Source organism: Pedobacter sp. KBW06 (assembly GCF_003852525.1).
In the GTDB taxonomy this organism is placed as follows: domain Bacteria; phylum Bacteroidota; class Bacteroidia; order Sphingobacteriales; family Sphingobacteriaceae; genus Pedobacter.
The window spans coordinates 303,008-324,790 of the sequence record NZ_QAJL01000005.1; the positions used below are offsets into that span (position 1 = coordinate 303,008).

Below are 21,783 nucleotides of genomic sequence, written 5' to 3' on the forward strand. Positions count from 1 at the left end.
TATGAATATAGAAGAATTACGGGAATATTGCCTGCAGAAGCCAGGTGCAACGGAAGGTCTTCCTTTTGGAGAAGATACCCTGGTTTTTAAGGTTGGAGAAAAGATCTTCCTGCTGACCAGCCTGGTTACCGGTAATCGTTTTAATGCCAAATGCGACCCTGAACGGGCCATAGAGTTGCGGGAACAGTTTGAGGAGATCACACCCGGTTTTCACATGAACAAGAAGCATTGGAATACCGTGTTTATGGATGGCCGCCTGACAAGGAAGCAGTTAAACGAACAGATAGACCACTCTTACGAACTGATCCTCAGGAGCCTGCCAAAGAAGGTACAGGAAGAAATTGGCCAATAAAAAAAGCCGTAACAAGAACGCTTTAACAGCTTCCTTGTTACGACCTTTCTTTTCCCCTGCCTATTTATCTCCGCCCAGGCTTAGCCTCAGGTTCAGCTCAAAGCTGCCATTGGTATAAGCACTCAGTGCGGAAGTTTGTGTACTATAGGATCCGCTGATCATATATTTGTGTCTAAAGTCCATTCCCAATCCGAAAGTAACATTCTCAGAACTATGGTACATGGCCATGGCAAATACCTGCTGATTGGCAATTCCGACCTGAACACCTGCATCCCAGATGTTGTCAAATCCTTTAACGCCGCGGTAGGCAACTTTGGGCTCTGCATCAATTCCTTCAGCCCCTTTGGTGATCGGAAATTTGTAACTGACAGCAGAATAGAAGGTACCCACATCAGCAAGCTTGATCGTTTCCTTTTTGAGGAAGCTTTTGAGGTTGGGGATGGAAGCCTGTACAGTTAATCTGTTCGAGGTATAGGCGATGCCAAAATCTCCGTCCAGATAGGTCTTACGGTTGTTGTACTGGCCAACCATAGGATCATTTGGATTCCCGTAAATATCGGTATCCTCCAGCCGCTGGTTTAAGATCCCCATAGAAACCCCGAAATGAAGCCCGTCTCCGTTCTGATTCAGTTTCAGGTGATAAGCATAGGAGGCCAGGGCCCGGGTTTGTCTTTGCAGTCCCGCGCTTTCATGGTTCAGCGTTAAGCCAATCCCAACTCTGCTGAAGCCATAATCTGCGGTCAGGTTTTGGGTAAGCGGTGCACCAGGTACGTTATCCCAAAGCTTGCGGTAAGAACCATTTATTCTGATGCCTTGTGAAAAACCAGCGAAAGCAGGATTGATGGCATACTGGTTGGTATAATACTGTGCCGACAAGGGGTTTAACTGCGCTTTTGCTGAATTTGCTGCTGCCGCCATAAAGGCAATCAGTAAGCATGTTTTGTGTACGATTTTCATGTCTCTGCGTAATTGTGATGAAGCCTGCATTCCCTTTTTGAAAGGGCTTATGCAGGCTTCTTAAATGTTAATTTTCTCTGATTACAGTGATAAATCCTCTGAATTTAAGTCTGTTGGTTCCGAAATCGATGATGTAATAATAGGTTCCTTCATCTAGCGGACGGCCATCTACTGTGCCCTCCCAGCTGTTATCGTATCCTTTTTTATTGTAGAGAATACGTCCGGCTTTATCAAAAACTTTCACTTCATTATTAGGATAGAAATCAATGTTATCTATGATCCATTTATCATTAAAACCATCGCCGTTAGGAGACAAGATGTTGGTACCCTTGATGAGTGCCAGATCGTCCAGGATTCCCAGCGTAAAGGTTTGCGATTGTGAACAACCGTTGGCATTGGTTGCCGTTACCGTATAGGTAGTCGTTTCACGTGGCCTTACGGTAAGCACCGCGGTGTTTTGTCCGCTTAGGATACCGGCACTGTTGGCCCAAACATAAGTTGTTCCTCCTGTTGCAGTCAGTGTTACGACATCTCCTTTACTCACCTGAGTACCTTTATTGCTGCTGATCGATACGATTGGTGCAGCATTAACGGTAATCTGGAATGAGCGGGTATAGGTATCTACACCACCATTAGCGGTTCCACCATTGTCTTTCACCATCACCGTAACTGTGGCAGTACCTGAAGCACCGCTTCTGAGCGTATAGCTTAAGGTTCCTGTAGCACCGCTACCGCTTGCTGTTAAGGACTGGAACAAAGCAGAATTGGTACTGCTTACACTCAGGGTAGTCGTCTGACCGGTTTCCGGTCCGGCGCTGATGCCTGCTAAAGCCACCGTCTGTGCTGCTGAAGTAGCGCACAAAGTTTGGTCGCCTATTGCGGTAAGGGTAGGGATCTCATTAACATCCGTTAAATTAATCGTCAGCTCTTTGTCCAGCGAAGTGTTGTTTTGCGTGGTAGAACGAACCCTCACTTTATAAACAGCTTTTGTCTCAAAATCAAGGCTTGCTGTGCTGAGGAGTTGGTTACCACTGATGCTAAACGAAGCATTGTCTGTACTTCCTGTGCCTGATACCAGTGAGTAGGTAAAGGTGGCAGCAGGATTATCAGAAGTGCTGCTCAGTGTTCCGGCCGAAGCTCCTGCGGCAGTGTTTTCATATAAAGGTACCGCAGCAAGGCTGATGTCGGTAACCGCATCAGTTTTAACCGTTAATGTTCCTTTTTGATAACTGATCGCATAGTTGTCTGCCACAGCACCACTCACATTGATGTCGTAGGTGCCAACCGGGCTGCTCGTAGTTGCAGTTGTGCTGAATATAGGCTGAGTGGTTAATACAGAGTTAGTCTCTCCGTTAGCCAGGCCTAAATAACTGGCAGTAAATGCAGGGTTCGCAGCACCGAAGAATTTCTCTTTGGCATCTGCTGTGATGATTAAGCCTTTTTTGTTCACCGTTAATTTACCATTGGTATAAACGATGCTGTAATTGCTCAATCCTGTTCCCACTGCCGCGCTTGGAATGATGTCGTAATCAGAACCGGCAACGCTTGCCGTGGCGGCTGCACCGGTACTGCTTAAGCTCAGTGAAGTAACTGTATTGCCGTTGGTCAATCCGGTAGCAGTAAATTCTGTACCGGTAAAGACAGTTGCGGTACCGTAGAATTTGCTCAGGTTTGAAGCCGCAATGGTCAGGGTTTTTTGTGTTACTGTCAATATTCCATCCGGGTTGTTCACTGTGTAGTTAGACAGTTTGCCATCCGGATCAGCTAATGTTCCAACGATAGGGTATGTACCTGCACTGGCTGTTGCTGCGATACCGGCACTGGTTCTGGTCAGGGTAATGTTGTCCCCGCTTTGAACTCCCGTAATGGTTCCGGTAAGGTCAGTATTGGTCAGTACATTACCATAGACTTTCGAAAGGCTGTTGTTGACAATCGTTAGTGTTCTGGTGTTTACCGTTAATGATTGCTGTACGTTAGGCGCTGCATTAAAGAATGCATTTCCAGGCTGACTTGCAGTGATCGTTGTGCTTCCTGCTTTTAAGATCGTGGCTACATTGCCTGCGATAGAAACGATGGAAGGATCAGTTGCGGTATACGTTACCGGAAGTCCTGCTGATGAATTTGCACTGCCCAGGGTGAATGAAGGATCTCCATAGGTTTTAGCTGCAATCGCGATAAAGCTGATGCTTTGGCTTGCTTTAGGGATTGCCGAAACGTCTGCACTTAAGGTACTCGCATTGTCTGCCTGATCAATGGCCTGAATGCGGTAGTAGTACGTCGTACCATTGGTTAACCCAACATTCGTAAAGGTTGTTGTTCCGGCAGGAACATCAGCCAGGAAGGTAGTTGGGTTAGGACTTGTTCCGTATAAGATCCGGTATTTAGCCAGATCTGTTTCCGTATTGGCGGTCCAGTTCAGGACAATTTGCGTATCACCGGATACTGCTGCCAGGCCGGAAGGGATAGCCGGAGCTGTCCGGTCAAAGGTTACTGAACCTGTACCTGTAGAAACCGGAGTTCCTGCATTGCCTGTCACATCACTGAATGTAATGTTATAGGCTACCAGACCTTCCGGATCTGTTGAAGTAAAGGTATAGGCAGCTGTCCAGTTATTGCCGGCAGCTGTAGGTGTTACCACATGTCCTGCAATGGTCACCACAGGAGTCTGCAAGGTTTCACTGGCTGTAAAGGTCAGGGTAGCCGTGTTGCCTGTTTTGGCAAGAGTAGGAACCGAATAATCAGAAACAATGTTTACCGCAGATAAAGTAGGAACGGTACGGTCAAATGTTACTGAGCCGGTACCTGTAGAAACCGGAGTTCCTGCATTTCCTGCCATATCACTGAAAGCAATGTTGTAGGCTACTAATCCTTCAGGATCTGAAGAGGTGAAGGTATAAGTCGCTGTCCAGTTATTACCTGCAGCTGTAGGCGTTACCGTATGACCTGCGATGGTCACTTCCGGTGTTTGCAGCACTTCGCTTGAGGTAAAGGTTAAGGTTGCTGTATTGCCAACTTTTGCCAGGGTAGGATTGGCATGGTCTGAAACAATATTTACAGCGCTTAAGGTTGGTACAGATTTATCTAAAGTAACCGAACCTGAACCTGTAGAAACCGGTGTGCCCGCGTTTCCTGAAAGGTCACTGAAAGCGATGTTGTAAGCAACCGGACCATCCGGATCTGCTGAAGTAAAGGTATAAGTAGCCGTCCAGTTGTTACCTGACGCTGTTGGAACTACAGTATGTCCTGCGATGGTCACCACCGGAGTAAGTAAAGGCTCGCTTGAGGTAAAGGTCAAGGTTGCGGTGTTACCAACAATGGCAAGGAAAGGAATGGCATTGTTCGATGAAATCTCTACTGCAGACAGTGTCGGCATAGATTGATCAAAGGTTACGCTGCCTGTACCTGTAGCAACCGGAGTTCCTGCATTTCCTGCAAGGTCACTGAAAGCAATGTTGTAAGCAATCAAACCCTCTGTATCAGTAGATGCAAGGGTATAGGTTGCTGTCCAGTTGTTCCCTGCTGCTGTTGGGATAACGGTATGACCTGCGATAGTCACCACCGGAACCTGTAAGCTTTCACTTGCGGTAAAGGTTAGAGAAATGCTGTTGCCAACCTTTCCAAGAACTGGGTTTGCGTTATCAGACGCGATGTTTACTGCGCTTAATGTAGGCGTAGTACGATCGAATGTCACACTTCCTGTACCTGTGGAAACAGGAACACCTGCATTTCCGATCAGGTCAGTGAAAGCAATGTTGTAAGCCACTAATCCTTCAGTATCAGTTGAAGTAAAAGTATAAGTAGCCGTCCAGTTATTGCCTGCAGCTGTAGGAGTTACCGCATGACCTGCGATTGTAACCACCGGAGTTTGTAAAGTTTCACTCGCTGTAAACGTCAGGGTGGCAGTGTTACCCACTTTCGCGAAAAGCGGATTGCTGTTGTCCGATGCGATATTTACCGCACTTAAGGTTGGTACAGTATGGTCAAAAGTATAGAAATCACCAGTCAGACCGGTTGCAATGTCGTTTCCGGCGACATCGATAATTCCCGTTCCTGAGTTGTTCAGGTTCAGTCCAATCGTTCCGCTGCCGGTAATGGCATTGACAGTAATTGTGTAAACGGTGAAATCCGATGTGCTGACGCCTGCGATTGTTCCGGCGGTACCGCCTGTAGTTGCCAGACTAAAGTCTGTCACCTCTACATTGGATACACGTTCCGAGAAAGTTACCGTATAGGTTACACTCGTAGCCAGGGTAGGGTTCGGATCTGCCAGGGCGATGCTGCTGATCACCGGAATGCTCGTGTCGATCGTTACCGCTAATCCTGTTGAAACCGGACTCACATTACCTGCTGCATCTGTTGCAGTTGCAGTAACGGTATGTACACCCGGGGCTAAGGTAGAAGCGGTGATTGACCAGTTTCCGCCGGTGGCGATTCCTGTTCCGATCACTGTTGTTCCGTCTGTATCGTATAAAGTTACCGTTGCACCTGCTTCTGCTGTTCCGGTAAATACAGGGGTAATCACATTGGTGATGTTATCCGAGTTGGATGCTCCGCTGTCGCTGGCTGTAGCCAGAACCGGTGCAGAAGGGGCAGCAGGATTCGAAGTATCAAAGGTCAGTGCCGGAGTTGTACCCGCGCCACCATTGTTACCTGCAATATCCGTATAAGTAGCCCCTGGTACCGTAATGCTTGCAGTACCGGCATTGGTTCCTGCTGTTGGGGTAAAGGTCGCTGTGCGGGTCAGGCCTGTGCCTGAGATCGCCGCTAAAGTACCTCCGCTAACGACTACGTCACCTGTTGTTCCGTCCCATGCAAATGTGGTTCCCGGATCTTCAGAGAAGGTAAAGGTAATCGTTGCGGTTTCCCCTGATTTCAATTGAGGAACGTCGCTTGTGATCGCCAGTGTTGGTGAAGTCGTGTCGATGGTTACTGCAAGACCTGTTGAAGCCGGACTTACATTGCCTGCTGCATCTGTTGCTGTTGCAGTAAGGGTATGTACGCCTGGAGTCAGGGTGGTTGCAGTGATCGACCAGTTTCCGCCGGTGGCGATTCCTGTGCCAAGTACAGTGATTCCGTCAGTATCGTATAACGTTACTGTAGCACCTGCTTCTGCTGTTCCGGTAAATACAGGGGTAGTCACATTGGTGATGTTGTCTGTATTTGAAAAACCGGCGTCACTCGCTGAAGCAAGAACAGGCGCTGATGGTGCATTTGGATTGGAAGTATCAAAGGTTAGCGGAGGAGTAGTTCCTGCGCCTCCATTGTTACCTGCAGCATCTGTATAAGTTGCCGCAGCAACAGTAATACTTACTGTTCCGGCATTGGTACCTGCTGTTGGTGTAAAAGTCGCTGTGCGGGTCAGACCTGCGCCTGAAATTGCGCCCAGTGTGCCACCTGTAACCACTACATCACCAGTCGTTCCATCCCAGGCAAAAGTAGTTCCGGGATCTTCACTGAAAGTGAAAGTAATCGTTGCCGTTTCACCCGTTTTCAACTGAGGGACATCGCTCGTGATGGCCAGTGTTGGTGAAGTGGTATCGATCGTTACTGCAAGACCTGTTGAAGCCGGACTTACGTTACCTGCAGCATCTGTTGCTGTTGCGGTAATGGTATGTACGCCTGGAGTCAGGGTAACGGCAGTAATTGACCAGTTTCCACCGGTAGCAATACCGCTTCCAATCATCGTTATACCGTCCGTATCATATAACATTACGGTAGCTCCTGCTTCAGCTGTGCCGGTAAATTGCGGAGTGATTACGTTGGTGATGTTATCGGAATTAGATACTCCGCTGTCACTTGCTGCAGCCAGAACCGGTGCAGATGGTGCATTTGGATTGGACGTATCAAAGGTTAGTGCCGGAGTAGTTCCCGCACCGCCATTGTTACCTGCAATATCCGTATAAGTAGCCGCTGCTACAGTGATGCTCGCGGTACCTCCATTGGTACCTGCGGTAGGGGTAAAGGTTGCGTTGCGGGTCAGACCTGTGCCTGAAATCGCGCCCAGTGTACCGCCTGTTACCACTACATCACCCGCAGTTCCGTTCCAGGCAAAAGTAGTTCCCGGATCTTCAGAGAAGGTAAAGGTAATCGTTGCCGTTTCTCCTGATTTTAACTGAGGAACATCGCTCGTGATCGCCAATGTTGGTGAAGTCGTATCGATGGTCACTGCAAGCCCTGTAGAGGCCACACTCACGTTGCCTGCCAGATCTGTTGCTTTAGCAGTAACGGTATGTACGCCCGGAGTCAGGGTAGAGGCCGTGATCGACCAGTTTCCTCCGGTAGCGATGCCGGTTCCAATCACCGTTACGCCATCAGTATCGTATAAGTTTACGGTAGCTCCGGCTTCGGCTGTGCCGGTAAATACAGGGGTAGTCACATTGGTGATGTTGTCCGTATTTGAAAAACCATTGTCGCTCGCTGTAGCCAAAACGGGTGCAGATGGAGCAGCTGGATTAGAAGTATCAAAGGTCAGTGCCGGAGTCGTTCCTGCGCCGCCATTGTTGCCTGCAATATCTGTATAAGTAGCTGCTGCTACAGTGATACTTACGGTACCTGCGTTGGTAGCGGCCGTTGGTGTGAAGGTCGCTGTGCGGGTTAGGCCTGTGCCTGAAATCGCACCCAGTGTACCACCTGTAACTACGATATCACCGATCGTTCCGTCCCAGGCAAATGTTGTTCCCGGATCTTCAGAGAAGGTAAAGGTAATCGTTGCGGTTTCCCCTGATTTCAATTGAGGAACATCGCTGGTGATCGCCAATGTTGGTGAAGTGGTATCGATCGTTACTGCAAGACCTGTTGAAAGCGGGCTTACGTTACCCGCTGCATCTGTTGCTGTTGCGGTCACGGTATGGATGCCTGGTGCCAGGGTGGATGCATTGATCGACCAGTTTCCGCCGGTAGCGATGCCTGTTCCAATCACGGTTACGCCGTCGGTATCATATAAATTTACTGTTGAACCTGCTTCGGCTGTTCCGGTGAATACAGGGGTAACCACATTGGTGATGTTGTCTGTATTTGAGAAACCGTTGTCGCTCGCTGTAGCCAGTACAGGAGCAGATGGTGCAAGAGGGTTCGAAGTATCAAAGGTTAATGCCGGAGTTGTTCCTGCACCGCCGTTGTTACCTGCAACATCTGTATAAGTGGCTGCTGCAACGGTAATGCTTACCGTGCCGGCATTGGTAGCAGCCGTTGGCGTGAAAGTCGCTGTGCGGGTCAGACCTGAGCCTGAAATTGCGCCCAGTGTACCTCCGGTAACTACGACATCACCGGTCGTTCCGTCCCAGGCAAATGTTGTTCCCGGATCTTCACTGAAAGTGAAGGTAATCGTTGCCGTTTCACCGGTTTTCAATTGAGGAACACTGCTTGTGATCGCCAGGGTTGGTGCGGTCAGGTCTATGGTCATCACTAAAACTCCTGAAGCAATCCCCTCATTTCCTGCAGCATCAGTTGCTTTTGCAGTAATGTTATGTATACCTGCCGTTAGCGGGCTGGCCGAGATGATCCAGTTGCCACCTGTGGCTATCCCTGTTCCAAGCACGGTGGTTCCATCCGTATCATATAACCTTACCGTTGCACCTGCTTCGGCAGTACCGGAAAAGGTATGCGTAGTCTGGTTGGTAATGTTATCGGTATTGGAAGGGCCCGCATCTGTTGCTGAAGCAAGAACCGGTGTAGATGGTGCTGCCGGATCAGAGGTATCAAAGGTCAGTGCCGGAGTGGTTCCTGCTCCACCGTTGTTGCCTGCTATATCAGTATAAGTTGCCGCGGCTACAGTAATGCTTGCTGTACCTGCATTGGTAGCAGCCGTTGGCGTGAAAGTCGCGGTGCGGGTCAGGCCTGTTCCTGATATTGCACCAAGCGTTCCTCCGGTAACCACGACATCACCGGTTGTGCCATCCCATGTAAAGGTTGTGGATGGATCTTCAGAGAAAGTGAAGGTGATCGTGGCGGTTTCGCCGGATTTCAATTGCGGTACGTTGCTCGTGATGATCAGGGTAGGAGCGGTGAGGTCTATGGTCATCACTAAAACTCCTGAAGCAACCCCCTCATTTCCTGCAGCATCAGTTGCTTTTGCAGTAATGTTATGTATACCTGCCGTTAGCGGGCTGGCCGAAATGATCCAGTTGCCACCTGTGGCTATCCCTGTTCCAAGCACGGTGGTTCCATCCGTATCATATAACCTTACCGTTGCACCTGCTTCTGCAGTACCGGAAAAGGTATGCGTAGTCTGGTTGGTAATGTTATCTGTATTAGAAGGGCCCGCATCTGTTGCTGAAGCAAGAACCGGTGTAGATGGTGCTGCCGGATCAGAGGTATCAAAGGTCAGTGCCGGAGTGGTTCCTGCTCCACCGTTGTTGCCTGCTATATCAGTATAAGTTGCCGCGGCTACAGTAATGCTTGCTGTACCTGCATTGGTAGCAGCCGTTGGCGTGAAAGTCGCGGTGCGGGTCAGGCCTGTTCCTGATATTGCACCAAGCGTTCCTCCGGTAACCACGACATCACCGGTTGTGCCATCCCAGGCAAAGGTTGTTCCGGGATCTTCAGAGAAAGTGAAAGTGATGGTTGCCGTTTCACCGGACTTCAATTGCGGTACGTTGCTCGTGATGATCAGGGTAGGAGCGGTGAGGTCTATAGTTACTGCAAGTGCTGCTGAAGCAACACTGACATTTCCCGCCGGATCCGTTGCTTTCGCCGTAATCGTATGTACCGCTTCAATCAGCGCTGTGGAAGTAATTGACCAGTTTCCGCCGGTAGCGACACCGGTTCCGAGGACAGTTGTTCCATCCGTATCATATAAGGTGACGGTAGAACCTGCTTCTGCAGTGCCTGTAAAGACAGGAAGGGTGACATTGGTAGTGTTATCCCCGGGGATGCCACTGTCACTTGCCGAAGCCAGTACCGGTGTTGAAGGCGCATTTGGTGCAGTGGTATCGATAACGAAATCTTTATTTGCACCCAATGAGCCTGGGGTTCCAGGCGCAGGTAAGGTCAGCGGTGCATCTGCACCGAGTCCATTCTGTATGGTAGCTCCACCTGGCAGGGTAAGTGATCCGACTGCAGCATAATCCAGATCTGCAGAAGTTTCTCCCGCCGCTACGGTATAGGTGAAGCTCAGGGTTTCCGTTCCTGATCCGGAAGCATAAAAGGCTTTTCCGCCACTATTTAAGGCAAGTTCAGGAATACCTGTTACCACAACGGGTTGATTAAAAGTGACCGTTACGACAACTACTCCTCCTTCTTTATACAGAAGAACGGTATTCGGGGAGTTTACATCTGTTACATTGAAGAACAGTAAGGTCTGATGTAAACCCTGTGTGAGCCTGGGGTTCGAACCTATGGTGGCAATCACTGGTTCGCCGACGGTAAAGCCCATGGTATTTCCACCGGGCAGTGCCAGGCTGCCACCAGCGGCACTCGTCGTATGGCTAGTCGCGGATTGAGCATTTGCAGTTAAGCCAGCCAATATCGCGACCCATAACAATATAATTGTTTTAAGGTATCTCATGATGATAAGTTTAATGAACAGCTGTACTTATTTACTCAATGCTTAATCCGGCACTGGCATAGCCAGCTGTGGTAGTTATCAGACTTATTCCTGCAGCTTGAGTAGAGAACACCAATAAAAAGCGGGTTTGAGCAGTTACGGGAATATTAAGTCCTGTTGTAATTCCATTGGATATGGCACCGATACTGATGATACCTGATAAAGAAGGGGCTAAAGTAACTGTTGCTCCCGGAACAGCAGTAAAACTGTTGTCTGGGGAAGTGCTGGAATAAAGCTGAGCAGTGATAGTTACCGTGGAGCCGATCAGCGATAATGCCGCTGTAGTACTAAAGTAAGCAGTCATACTTTTTATCGTTCCGCTTCTTGGCATAGAAAAGGCAAAGTTTAAAAGTGTACCTGCGGCTCCGGTGAGGTCAATTGTTGAACCTAAAATCGAAACACTGGGTGCACTGCTGCCAAAGCCGACAAAACTCGGTGTACCCGCAAGACCACCGGCGATGGTGGTGAGTGCCACAGGAATACCTGAGGCGAAAGGAATAATCGCACCGCCGTTAGAACCGCCGGATGCATCATTGGCATCGGTAAGTCTTACCCATGAACCTGTTTTTGAATAATAGAAACCCTTAGGTGCGTTGGTTTGGTAAACCAGTAAGCCATCACTTGGTGAGGAGATTGCAGCAGCAGAGGCAACCCTTGGGATCAGGATTCCTTTAGTGGTAGACCAAATGTCCAATACCGCATCATTTGCGGGGAATGTACCCGATCCGGGACCGATTCCGACACCGCCAACGTTGTTGTTCAGGATGTTTGCGCCCGCAGCTGTCCAGCGGTTATCGTTGCTGGTGATTGCAGTGGAAGCATTTAAAGCATAAGGAACGCTCACCAGTTCTACTGTACCTACTAAAACGTAAGCAGAACCTCCGGAGATATCCGCTTCAATTTTAAGGTATTTGTTGCCGGTAGCCCAGGGAATAAGGGCAAATGTACCCGTCACCACTGTTCCTGTTCCGATTTGCAGATTGACCAAACCAAAGGGATTGGTGGTGGGCAACTGGGTCTCGGTATAGATTGCGGCACCAACCGGTCCGTTTTGCACCGTAAGGCGCATTCCTACTGCCTGATTGGGTACAGGCAGTCCGGTAGCATTCCGGATCACCGCCTGATAATTAATTTTTTGTGGGACTTGTGCGAAACTGTTAAGCACAAATAAAAATAACACCAATAGAGTAAAAGTTACTTTTTTCATAAATGAGCGAATAAAAGGTAATTAATTTAGATATGTATGATTTACTGTTGTTCAGGAGTGGTTCAGTATTTCAACTAATTCAGGAATGACTGAATTGAGATAGCTCGAGAGATCGCACGTTTCGTATATAAAGTTATCAGGCTTATTATACTAAAAGCCCGTTTTTGACGTTACAGTTGTCTAACCATTCAATAGTTGTAAAAAATACAGCCCTTAAGAGACCTTCTTCCGGGAGAAATAAGCAGTGGGCATGATGCCCGTTTCTTTTTTAAAGGCATTGTAAAAAGTGGCTACACTTTTAAAGCCACACTCATGAGCAATAGACTCAATCGTCATTCTTTGTGCTTTGATGGGATATTGTTCAATGAAGGATTGAATCCTGTATTCGTTGATCCAGTCGCGAAAATTCTTCCCGATCAGGTTATTGAGGACAAAGGAGCAGTGGTGCACAGGGATGTTAAGGGCTCCGGCCAGATCTACGATCTGAAAGTCTTCCAGAAGGTATGGTTTATTCTTTTCCATCACTTCCTTCATCGCATTCGAGTAGTTTACCAGCTGATCCGGCAAAAGGCTTACCTTTTTTGGCGTGTTTACCAGGGCCGGAACTTCCGGTTTGATTTCTTTATCCTGCATATCCAGGTTAACAGAAACAAAAAGGTAACCATAGAACAACCTTGGCTGGTGCAATACAAAAACCATGATGACTAAAAGCAGGGTCCCATTGAGCGTAATGAATATGGTATTGATATAAGGCGCATCCATATTCCAGAAAATAAGTGGAATAAAGCCTGCCAGTTGGAAGAATGTACCCGTCTTAAGGAAAAACAACAACCAGTTTCTACCGGAATGGCCTGAGTTTTTATCAAGGATGTTTGATTTTAACACGGCATGCCAGGTAGACAAAAGATAGGCCAGCACCAGAACAGGTCTCAGCAGGGAGTAGAATGAAGCAGAAAACAATCCTGTTCTTTCGGTAATAAACAGCTGCTTATTTTCTTCAATCTGTGCAGCTATTGAGGCCCAGTTGATCGCAAGGCTTGAATTCCAGGGAAATAAATGGACAAGGACGAGAATTGCCGGAATAAAATGTAACCATTGAAGTTTACGGAGCCGCTGGTTCCCCTGGATGAAATTGGTGGTATAGAGATAAAAACAAGCCGGGGCTACGTACCATAGCGGTGTAAATAACTGATATAAGACGGGATATATGTCCTTCTGATTAGAATGGATCAGTAAAGAGATCAGGACCTGCCCAAACTTCGAAAGGAAAAGAAGGGCAAGCAAATAGTTTAACAGCTTAATCCCCCTTTTTGCGAAAAACAAATGCAGGGAAAAGAGGAGGAGAAAGAAACAGCCAATACTGGTAAAAAACAAAGAGAGCGTCATATTAAGAGAGAGTAGGTAATTAAAGATAACTCTTTTTATTCCAGAATAACGATATTATCGATCTGATCTATTTTGAATTTCGCTTTTGTAGAATAAAGATTAGTTTCTTCATTTTTAAATACGAACAATCGGCGTTTTCTATAATGTTCACTAATAGTTCATAAATGTTAATTTAATTCGGATTTAGCTGCCTATTCGGCTTTGATTTAACTTATGCGATTTTATACGATCAGTTATCTGTCAGGTAAGATGAACAAAATGAACAAATTAAATTCTGATTACGCGGAAAAAAAGGCCGGCAGGACGAAGTAAAAAGCATTTCGTACAACGGTTGTGCGTTTAATACATTTCGTTGTTTTTTGCATGGACAAAATGAGTGATTTAGTTCTTATAACTGAATTTATTACCTAACTTACCACATGGTTTTGGCACGAAGTTAAAGCATCATATCAGCTGGGTTATGCGCGCAAATTTAACACGGGAGGATTTCGAAGAATGGCTATTTGCAATGTCAGATAAGCTGGAAGAGTTTGCTGTTTTTTTTGAACAGGAAACGAGTAAAAAACTCAGTTACAGCCCACAGTCCATCAATGACGTAGAAGAATGGCTGCTGATCAAATTCAGCTCCGGAGAGGAAATTCTAAAGGCAGAACATCAGTATACCTTAGATCTGGTGAGCCGTTATGTTGGGGAAACATTCCGGGAAAACCTGCGTGGGAAATGGGACATTGATCTTGAACATGAGCAGAATGTCTTTTATCACCTGCCGGTTGTTGTTGCCGATAAAGGATTCCCACCAATTGCCCCGTATCCCTTAATTACCACGAGTGTAAGCAAGAGAGGGGGCAGTTATATTGGTGCGGTTCTTAACAATGCGTTAAGAGGAGGTAATTGAGCTTTTAAAATTCGATGTCGCCGGCAACATCCCCGGTTCCGTTATTTGCAAAATGCTGGTTATATTTCTCTTTATAAGCGTCCTGCGTCCGGACATATTTTTGTGAATCGGCAGCAATGTCCTGATGAATCTGCTCATTCCATATAGAAGCAGCGATTTGAAAATCACCAATAGAGATTCCATATTGATCTGCAACCCAGCCAGCGCCGTCCAGACCGTGGTCATAAGCCACCTGCCTGGCCACTTCAAGTTCCTGATAAAAGTCTTTATCTGTTTTAATTTTCTCTACATAAGCTGTGGCTTCCGGAGAAAGCACCGCTTGCAGATTGCTGAATTTAGGATGCTGATCTGCGGTACCGAAATGCTGACCAAAAAGGGTAACAATTTGATAAGTAGCATCTTCCTTCATGCGCTCCTGCCAGCCCAGATTGGCTTCCTGCCATACCGGCATTGCTACACCCAGGGCTTTTGCGACCTGCTCTTCGCTCAGACCGCTTCCCATTTTTGCGCATGCAGCGCTGTAATCTTCTAAAGTAATACCCTGAATGGGTGCTAATAATGGATTCTCAGACATGTTTTTTATAGTTAGTAGTGATTAATTTATATTGTTCCTTCCACAGCTCTTAACTTGGCAATTCCTTCATTTATTTTGCCTTCAAATTGATGATGACGCTCAAAACAAGCCATTTGAAAGCGATAAAGCCGATGGTGATACTTACGTCCGGAGCTGGAAATTAAATCAGGCAGGGTAATCCTTGAAGTATAGATAAAGGGAATAATATGGGCTTCTTTTGCTGCTATGGCTTTCTGCCGGATCTGGTTAACCTGTCCGATTAATCCACTGAGCATACAGCTGTGCGAACGCTTATAAGGATCGCTGTCCTCATTAAATACGGCACTAAGTTCGGGAAGCGCGTCGGAACACAACTGCTGGAGGCGCATTTCCAGTTTGTCCAGAAAGACAAACCATTTTTCTTCCGTCCGGCTGATCTCTTCCAGCAAAGCAGGGTTGTCATATTTATTTTTAAAAAAACCAAACATTAGCGCTGCATTATTGATTTCCGGTTTTAAAAAGCCACCACCAGGTAGGGGCCTGGCGGCAGCAAAGGGGGTATACCATAAAGGTCTTATTCTTCCATGATGATTTCGCAAGGTTGCTATCCTACATAGCATCTACCAACGAAGGGATTCTCGACTACAATATGTCTACAGGTTTTCAAGATGTTTACATTTTGCATCGATTCTGATCAATTTGTAGTAATTTCAGGATATGAAATCCTCCCTGTTCAAACTATTTATTTGCAGTTTTCTTTGTTTACTGATGCTTAATGCTTCTGCCCAGTCTGTCTTATCAGACAGCTTAAAGACCGCCCTGAATGTACCCTCTATCACTCCTGAGGAAAAAGCAAGGTTACTGACCCGTTTGTCGGAAGTTTACCGGTTAAATAAAGACGATGAGGCGGGGATAAGAACCGGGAAAGAAAGTGTCCGCTTCGCATTGAAGAACCGCAATTATACAGAGGCCGTAAAAGCTCAGGTGGTGCTCACAAATATATACGCCCTTACCCAGCAGTTTGCAGCGATGAAAACCGCTAGTGACTCCGCGATGGTCATCGCACGTCAGCACAACACTCCCGAAGCCATGGCCTATGCCTGGTATGGCCGGGTATTGTTCTACAAAGCCTTGTCCAATGCTGACGAAGTTGTAAAGCATTGCCAGCTGGGATTGAAAGCCCTGGAAAAACTAAACGATCCTTACCTCTCTGCCAAGATTTACTATCAGCTTTATGCGGTGAACTCAGGCTGGAACAATGTGGCCAAAGTCAATTTGTATGCCCGGAAATCAATGGAAAATGCACTGAAAGCCGAAGATTACAATGCCCTAAGCAATGCCTATACCGGCTTATCGGTGGCTTATGAATATAACTATGCGGCTTCGAAAAAGGCGGCAGATCTGGATAGTGTTTTGTTTTACCTGAATAGGTCGGAAGCACTTTATCAGCAACATCCCGGCCGGGTAGCCGATCATACCTATGCCATTGCCTGTATCAATACGGCCAATTATTACCTTAAGTATTTCCCGGAAAGCGATCAACCGGCAAAAAACAACGGGATCCTATACGCAAATAAGGCAAGGAAGGTGATGGAGCATAGTTTGAGAAATCAGTCGATCATCGCCAATGGCCTGGGAATTTTGAGTGAGTATGCCAGGAGGGAAGGAGATTTGGGATTGATGGAGACTTACCTTCTTCAGGCCTATGAGATCATGAAAACGGAAAAAGATCCAACGTATCATACCCTGATCAATGTGGTGCAGGCACTGGCAGATGCGTATGAGAAGAAAGGAGAATATGCAAAAGCGCTGAGTTTTCAAAAACAGATTACGGAATATAACAATAAGAGTTTCGACAAAACACAGGCAACAAATGCCCAGAAGTTAGAAATCCAATACGATACGGAAAAAAAAAACAATGAAATGCTCGTACTGCGGGAACGGGAAAGCAGTCGGCATTTACAATCGGTTTTATATGGTTGTATTGCACTTGCTTCCCTCGTTGGCCTGATCTTTTTGTTCCGTTCCTACCATTTTAAACTGCGTTATTCCCTGCAGCTGGAAAAACAATTACAATTGGAAAAACAGGAATCCGATATGCAGGTAAAACTGGAAAAGGAAGCGCAGGCCCGACTGATCGCAGAGCAGCGGCTCATGGAAGCGGAGCAACAACAACTGAAGAAAGAAGTAATGGCCAATGTATTGCAACTGGACCATAAAAACCAGATGTTGCAGGACATTAAAACACAGTTAAATGGGGGTGAGCCGATCAACATGCAGAAAATACTCAGATCGGAATCGATGCTGGACCTCAACTTTGAACAGGCAAAATTACAGATCCAACAGGTACATCCCGACTTTTTCCAGTTGTTAACGGAGCGCTCCCAACAAAAGCTGACGCCACTTGACCTAAGGTTTTGCGCCTGTCTGCACCTCAATATGGATACCCGTCAAATCGCACAGCTCATGCATGTAGAAGCCAAGAGTGTCCGGATGAGCCGTTACCGGATCAAACAAAAACTGGGGCTATCTAAGGAAGATGACCTCAATGCTTTCATTCAGCAACTCAGCAGGCAACCCTCTTAAAACTTTCAGGACATTTATTTCAGGAAGATCCCGGTAATGTGAACGCTGATTTTGGCGAGAGGTACCGCCTTGCCATCTTTCCAGTGGATAAAACTGGCTTAAGCGATAAAAAATTCAAGATCATAAATAATATTCTGGGAATATTATTTATTTTTTGGTTACTAATTATATTAGTATAATTTTGTTTTTGCTAAAATTCGATTGAGTTTATAATATGGAATCTAATTCTCCTTTATTGAGGTTTTATCCTGGAGAAACACCCTGGCACCGCAACTGGAAGAAAGCATTTCCTCCGGCTTTCCGGGAGGTCAGCTTTGTGGATGCAACATTCGGCGAACTTCACCGGGCCGACGTACATACGCCTTGTGGAACGACACTGGAGTTTCAGAATTCCCCGATTTCTATGGAGGAACTCAGAAGCAGGGAGGCTTTTTATCCGAACCTTGTCTGGATTCTCAATGGTAAAAAGTTTAAAGGATTCCGGGTCCTTAAAAGCCTGCCGGATGTAGATGATCCCCGGCTCTCCGCATACGAGTTTTGCCATAGTGATCACCTTTCCATGATCCGTAAGTCGGACCTGATCCAGGATAAACCAAAGATTTTAAACTTCTATCATCCGGAAATAAAAGGAATCCCCTTAACATCATATTATTATTCCTTTTGCTGGAAACATCCGCATCGGGTATGGTTTGAAGCAAAATGTCCCATCATTGTAGATTTGGGTGGTCATTTCTTATACCAGTTAAAACAGCGAAGACAGCTGTCGGGAGACTATGCTTACCTGCACATCATCCCAAGAAAATCTTTTATCGAGCAATACCTGCGGTAAGAAGGGGCATTCCCATCTATTCAATCAGCTTATTTTGTTCTAAGGTGCCTGTGGTCATCTTTTTGCCAGCTGAGCGGGATCGGGATGACGGCTGCTTTCTCACAAAGAATACACGAAAAAAACCATATGCGCTGTTCTAATCGGGGGAATTAAAACAGCGCACACGGCTTAAACAAAATTGAAAAGAAGATTAGTTAAGGGAGAGATTTATGGTTTCTTTTTAACAACGGTAACTGCAATTTTTCCATCTTCCAGGCCTTCCAGATTTTTATCTGCAAAAGTATCTTTAGCAGCTGATTTTTGGATGAGTTTTAAGAGTTCCTCAGAGGACCCGGTGTGTTGAACATCAATGGTAGAGCCTGCTGCACTATATTTAATTTTGGTACTTTCTACGCCTGTGCATTTCTGAATATTTTCATTGACCGCTTTCAGGGTCATAAAGTCGACTCCGTTAAGGGTGATGGTGGTACCGCCCGTTACCGGGGCCGCGGGATCTGCGGTTTTCTTCTTTTTGGAGAAGAAGCCTAATAATTTATCGCCTGTTCCTTTGGTCCGGTCTGCCGCATTTGATGCTTTATCTACCTTGCTTAATGCTTTATCAATTTTGTCGAATACACCTTGTGCTTTAAGCGATGTGCCACCGAATACCATCAGCGCGAAACACATCATCGGAATAATTTTCATGTTGGTTTATTTTTAGAGGTTTAATACTGGTTCTTACCTCAAAAATACCGGGTATTTCATGCCCTTACAATACCTGAAAACATGGCTTTATTTCTACCTGAAAACAGGTAGAAATGACATTTTAGCGTTATACAAGGCCCTGCTCCATCGCTGCTTTTATCAGCGAGGCTACATTTTTGACCTGAAATTTCTGCAGCAGGTTTTTGCGATGGGTTTCTACCGTTAAGGGACTCAGATGCAGGCTTTCTGCGATAACCGGTGTCGTTTGTCCCTCGGAGATCAGGCATAAGATCTCTTTTTCTCTTTTGGTCAGCTGGGCAGGGGTATCAAGTTCATTCAGGGTAGGCTGGGCCATGATTTCCCTGACCGCATTGCTAAAGGTGATCCGGCCCTGCAGTGCTTCATGGATACAAGTGATCAGTTCTTCTGAAGAGATGTTTTTAAGCATATAACCTGTGGCACCATTTTGTAACATCTGAAGGATCATACTGCGCTGACTATGGTTACTCAAGGCAAGTACATGTGTTTTTGGGGAGATCTTTTTGATCTCTTTACACAATTCAATGCCATTGGCATCGGGGAGGGTAATGTCCAGTAAAACGACATCTACTTTATTCTTCTTCAGAAAATCGATGAAAGTTGCACCCAGGGTAAAACATCCGGAGATTTCTATCCCCTCCAGGTCTGTCAATAAACGCTGAAGTCCTTCCAGGACAATCAGGTGATCATCTACGATTGCTAATGTTGCTTTGTTAGTCCACATGTAATTCTATATTAATAACGGTGCCCTCATTGATTGTTGATTCTATCTCTATTTTCCCCTTGAGGAAACCTACTCTGTTCCTGATGTTTTGGAGGCCTGTTCCGGCCTCTGTATGCGCTGAGCCCAGATCAAAGCCCTTGCCATTGTCCTCCTGAGTGATAAAAAACACATCGTTGTTTCTGCTGCACTGCAATAAGATTTTTGTGGCATCGGCATGGCGGATGGCATTGGCCAGCATTTCCTGCACGATCCGGTAAATGTTGATCTGGGTCTGCTCGGGAATGGGTGCGTCAATTTCCAATGCCTGAAATTCGATCTTCGTCCTTGTGGTCATCAATGTTTCGCAAAGATCTTTCAGGGCTGTTTTTAAACCAAAATTGAGCAGGTTCTCCGGCATCATATTGTGGGCGATCCGGCGCAGCTCCGTTACTGAACTGTCCAGTTGTCCGATGACTTTCTGAAGGTTCTCCCTTTGGTTTTCTGAGCGTGGGTTTTCCAGTTGTCCTGAGAGGTTGATCTTCGCACCGGCTAACATTCCTCCCAATCCATCGTGCAGGTCTCTTGCCAGTCTGCGGCGTTCCTGTTCTTCGCCCTCCAGCATGGCCTGACTGTATTGAAGCTGCTGCTGTTGTTCCAGTTCATTTAAATGTTGCCGGTAGCTCAGTTCTTTCTGGGCCAGTAACTTTCTGTTGTTCCGGTAATACAGAAATGAAAATGCGGCCACGATCAAGAGAAACAGACTTACGGAGCCCAATAGCCAGTTGATCAGCCTGTTGTTTCTGGCAGCCAGGGCAGCCTGGATATTGTTGACTTTTAGCTTATTGATCTCCTTTTGTTTTTCTGTGTCTTTATACTTTAACTCCAGCGCATTCACCTCTGTTTTCAGTTTGCTTTGGGCGACGCTATCGCTGAGTTTGCTGTAGCGTTCCAGCCAATCATAGGCCAACACCATTTTTCCAAGGCTTTTATGGGTAATGGCCATTCCGTGATAGAGCTGTAACCTGTTGACAGACAACTTCATCATCGGCGGTTTTTTCATCAGGTATTGCAATACCGATTTCGCCTGTTCAAAATCTTTGATGTAATAACTCGCGTAGAATTTTTGCAGCAGCAGGCGTTGTTCTTTATAGGGAATCTTTAGTTTTTCAGACAGGGTGATGCCTTTTTCAATGCTCGCCAGGGCGTTTTTAAACTGATCACCTACCGTGAAATACAAGCCTTCTGCCGCATAATAGTCTAAGAGGTATTCTGATTCAGGGTAGGGTGCCAGCAGCTGCCGGATCTCATCCAGCAAGACCCTTGCCTTAGGATTCTGACCGGATAAGGTATAGTTTTCCGCCAGGGCATGATAAGCGCTGATCAATTCACCGGAACTGGCTTTCTCCTTTTTTAAATAACCGATCGCTTTTAGGCAATAGGTTTCTGCCTTCTCATACTGAGCTACATTCTTGAAAATATTGGCCAGAATTAAATAACTGGTTCCAAGAAAAGCGTTGCTTCCTGCTTTTTGGGCCAATGGAATACACTTGTTAAATACAATCTCGGTGAGTACATCATAATTGTCTTTCTTGAACTGTATAATTCCGTACTCATACCAGGCCTTCGCCCTAAGCAGGAAGGCGTCTTTTTTTGGGTACAGAAGAAGCTGGGTTTCGACATCTCTATACATTTTTTCGCTCCTGTCCTGCTGCGTCGGGACGATCAAATAGGCTTCGTAATACTGAGCAACGATTTTTAAATAGGGGGAGTTACGGGACAGCCTTTTTCCCTGTTCCAGGTACTTTTCTGATTTGAGGCTGTCTTTATAAGCCCAGAATTGCGACAATTCGAAATTTGCCATGGCTTTCAGGCTATCCGTTGCAGCCCTTTGAGTCTTAGTCGCTAAACTATCCAGGTAGAAACGCTCATTCAGAGGCACCTGTCCGCTACACCACATCATGGCCATGAGAAGGATTAGAAAGACAGGGATACATTTAGGCATAGTATACAAGTATATGGAAGATTTCGAAAAATGCGGGTTTCCATAT

At 46.3% G+C, this 21,783-nt stretch carries 13 protein-coding genes; 4 read left to right on the forward strand and 9 right to left on the reverse strand.

What is annotated here, in order from left to right:
- Position 1: 1 nt before the first annotated feature.
- The gene (locus DBR43_RS27500) at positions 2 to 352 is read left to right on the forward strand and encodes an MmcQ/YjbR family DNA-binding protein (RefSeq protein WP_124586545.1); all 351 of its coding nucleotides are present in this window, start codon (positions 2 to 4) and stop codon (positions 350 to 352) included.
- A gap of 60 nt (positions 353 to 412) precedes the next feature.
- Here the strand turns inward: DBR43_RS27500 and DBR43_RS27505 are convergent, their stop codons facing one another.
- From DBR43_RS27505 to DBR43_RS27520, 4 genes are all read right to left on the reverse strand, one after another.
- Positions 413 to 1,309: a PorP/SprF family type IX secretion system membrane protein gene (locus tag DBR43_RS27505; protein ID WP_124586546.1), complete on the reverse strand. Its 897-nt coding sequence runs from the start codon at positions 1,307 to 1,309 to the stop codon at positions 413 to 415.
- Positions 1,310 to 1,376: 67 nt separating this feature from the next.
- On the reverse strand, positions 1,377 to 10,814 hold the full coding sequence (locus DBR43_RS27510; protein WP_124586547.1) for an Ig-like domain-containing protein: 9,438 nt from the start codon (positions 10,812 to 10,814) through the stop codon (positions 1,377 to 1,379).
- 31 nt (positions 10,815 to 10,845) lie between these two features.
- The gene (locus DBR43_RS33500) at positions 10,846 to 12,060 is read right to left on the reverse strand and encodes an exosporium glycoprotein BclB-related protein (protein WP_124586548.1); all 1,215 of its coding nucleotides are present in this window, start codon (positions 12,058 to 12,060) and stop codon (positions 10,846 to 10,848) included.
- Between the two features lie 213 nt (positions 12,061 to 12,273).
- Complete coding sequence (locus tag DBR43_RS27520; protein WP_124586549.1) at positions 12,274 to 13,446, reverse strand: helix-turn-helix domain-containing protein; 1,173 nt, start codon at positions 13,444 to 13,446, stop codon at positions 12,274 to 12,276.
- 460 nt (positions 13,447 to 13,906) lie between these two features.
- On the opposite strand from DBR43_RS27520, the gene DBR43_RS27525 reads away from it, so the two are divergent.
- The gene (locus DBR43_RS27525; protein WP_124586550.1) at positions 13,907 to 14,341 is read left to right on the forward strand and encodes a hypothetical protein; all 435 of its coding nucleotides are present in this window, start codon (positions 13,907 to 13,909) and stop codon (positions 14,339 to 14,341) included.
- Between the two features lie 4 nt (positions 14,342 to 14,345).
- Here DBR43_RS27525 and DBR43_RS27530 read toward each other — a convergent pair whose 3' ends face one another.
- Complete coding sequence (locus DBR43_RS27530) at positions 14,346 to 14,915, reverse strand: DUF6620 family protein (RefSeq protein WP_124586551.1); 570 nt, start codon at positions 14,913 to 14,915, stop codon at positions 14,346 to 14,348.
- 26 nt (positions 14,916 to 14,941) lie between these two features.
- A complete protein-coding gene (locus tag DBR43_RS27535; protein WP_124586552.1) occupies positions 14,942 to 15,493 on the reverse strand; it encodes a hypothetical protein in 552 nt (183 codons plus the stop codon).
- Between the two features lie 169 nt (positions 15,494 to 15,662).
- Here DBR43_RS27535 and DBR43_RS27540 point away from each other — a divergent pair, with 169 nt between their 5' ends.
- Complete coding sequence (locus DBR43_RS27540; protein WP_233603241.1) at positions 15,663 to 17,480, forward strand: transcriptional regulator; 1,818 nt, start codon at positions 15,663 to 15,665, stop codon at positions 17,478 to 17,480.
- 214 nt (positions 17,481 to 17,694) lie between these two features.
- Complete coding sequence (locus DBR43_RS27545; protein WP_124586554.1) at positions 17,695 to 18,309, forward strand: competence protein; 615 nt, start codon at positions 17,695 to 17,697, stop codon at positions 18,307 to 18,309.
- Between the two features lie 207 nt (positions 18,310 to 18,516).
- Here DBR43_RS27545 and DBR43_RS27550 read toward each other — a convergent pair whose 3' ends face one another.
- The 3 genes from DBR43_RS27550 to DBR43_RS27560 form a co-directional block, all read right to left on the reverse strand.
- Complete coding sequence (locus DBR43_RS27550) at positions 18,517 to 18,993, reverse strand: hypothetical protein (protein WP_124586555.1); 477 nt, start codon at positions 18,991 to 18,993, stop codon at positions 18,517 to 18,519.
- Between the two features lie 127 nt (positions 18,994 to 19,120).
- Positions 19,121 to 19,756 carry a response regulator transcription factor gene (locus tag DBR43_RS27555; protein ID WP_124586556.1) on the reverse strand — a complete coding sequence of 212 codons (636 nt, stop codon included), beginning with the start codon at positions 19,754 to 19,756 and terminating at the stop codon, positions 19,121 to 19,123.
- The gene (locus DBR43_RS27560) at positions 19,746 to 21,737 is read right to left on the reverse strand and encodes a sensor histidine kinase (RefSeq protein ID WP_124586557.1); all 1,992 of its coding nucleotides are present in this window, start codon (positions 21,735 to 21,737) and stop codon (positions 19,746 to 19,748) included. The genes DBR43_RS27555 and DBR43_RS27560 overlap by 11 nt, the downstream gene beginning before the upstream one ends.
- Between the last annotated feature and the right edge of the window lie 46 nt (positions 21,738 to 21,783).

Excerpts from the sequence above, each read along its gene's own strand:
- DBR43_RS27500 (WP_124586545.1), top strand. The coding sequence starts at position 2 with ATGAATATAGAAGAATTACGGGAATATTGCCTGCAGAAGCCAGGTGCA.
- DBR43_RS27505 (WP_124586546.1), bottom strand. The coding sequence starts at position 1,309 with ATGAAAATCGTACACAAAACATGCTTACTGATTGCCTTTATGGCGGCA.
- DBR43_RS27510 (WP_124586547.1), bottom strand. The coding sequence starts at position 10,814 with ATGAGATACCTTAAAACAATTATATTGTTATGGGTCGCGATATTGGCT.
- DBR43_RS33500 (WP_124586548.1), bottom strand. The coding sequence starts at position 12,060 with ATGAAAAAAGTAACTTTTACTCTATTGGTGTTATTTTTATTTGTGCTT.
- DBR43_RS27520 (WP_124586549.1), bottom strand. The coding sequence starts at position 13,446 with ATGACGCTCTCTTTGTTTTTTACCAGTATTGGCTGTTTCTTTCTCCTC.
- DBR43_RS27525 (WP_124586550.1), top strand. The coding sequence starts at position 13,907 with ATGCGCGCAAATTTAACACGGGAGGATTTCGAAGAATGGCTATTTGCA.
- DBR43_RS27530 (WP_124586551.1), bottom strand. The coding sequence starts at position 14,915 with ATGTCTGAGAATCCATTATTAGCACCCATTCAGGGTATTACTTTAGAA.
- DBR43_RS27540 (WP_233603241.1), top strand. The coding sequence starts at position 15,663 with ATGCTTAATGCTTCTGCCCAGTCTGTCTTATCAGACAGCTTAAAGACC.
- DBR43_RS27545 (WP_124586554.1), top strand. The coding sequence starts at position 17,695 with ATGGAATCTAATTCTCCTTTATTGAGGTTTTATCCTGGAGAAACACCC.
- DBR43_RS27550 (WP_124586555.1), bottom strand. The coding sequence starts at position 18,993 with ATGAAAATTATTCCGATGATGTGTTTCGCGCTGATGGTATTCGGTGGC.
- DBR43_RS27555 (WP_124586556.1), bottom strand. The coding sequence starts at position 19,756 with ATGTGGACTAACAAAGCAACATTAGCAATCGTAGATGATCACCTGATT.
- DBR43_RS27560 (WP_124586557.1), bottom strand. The coding sequence starts at position 21,737 with ATGCCTAAATGTATCCCTGTCTTTCTAATCCTTCTCATGGCCATGATG.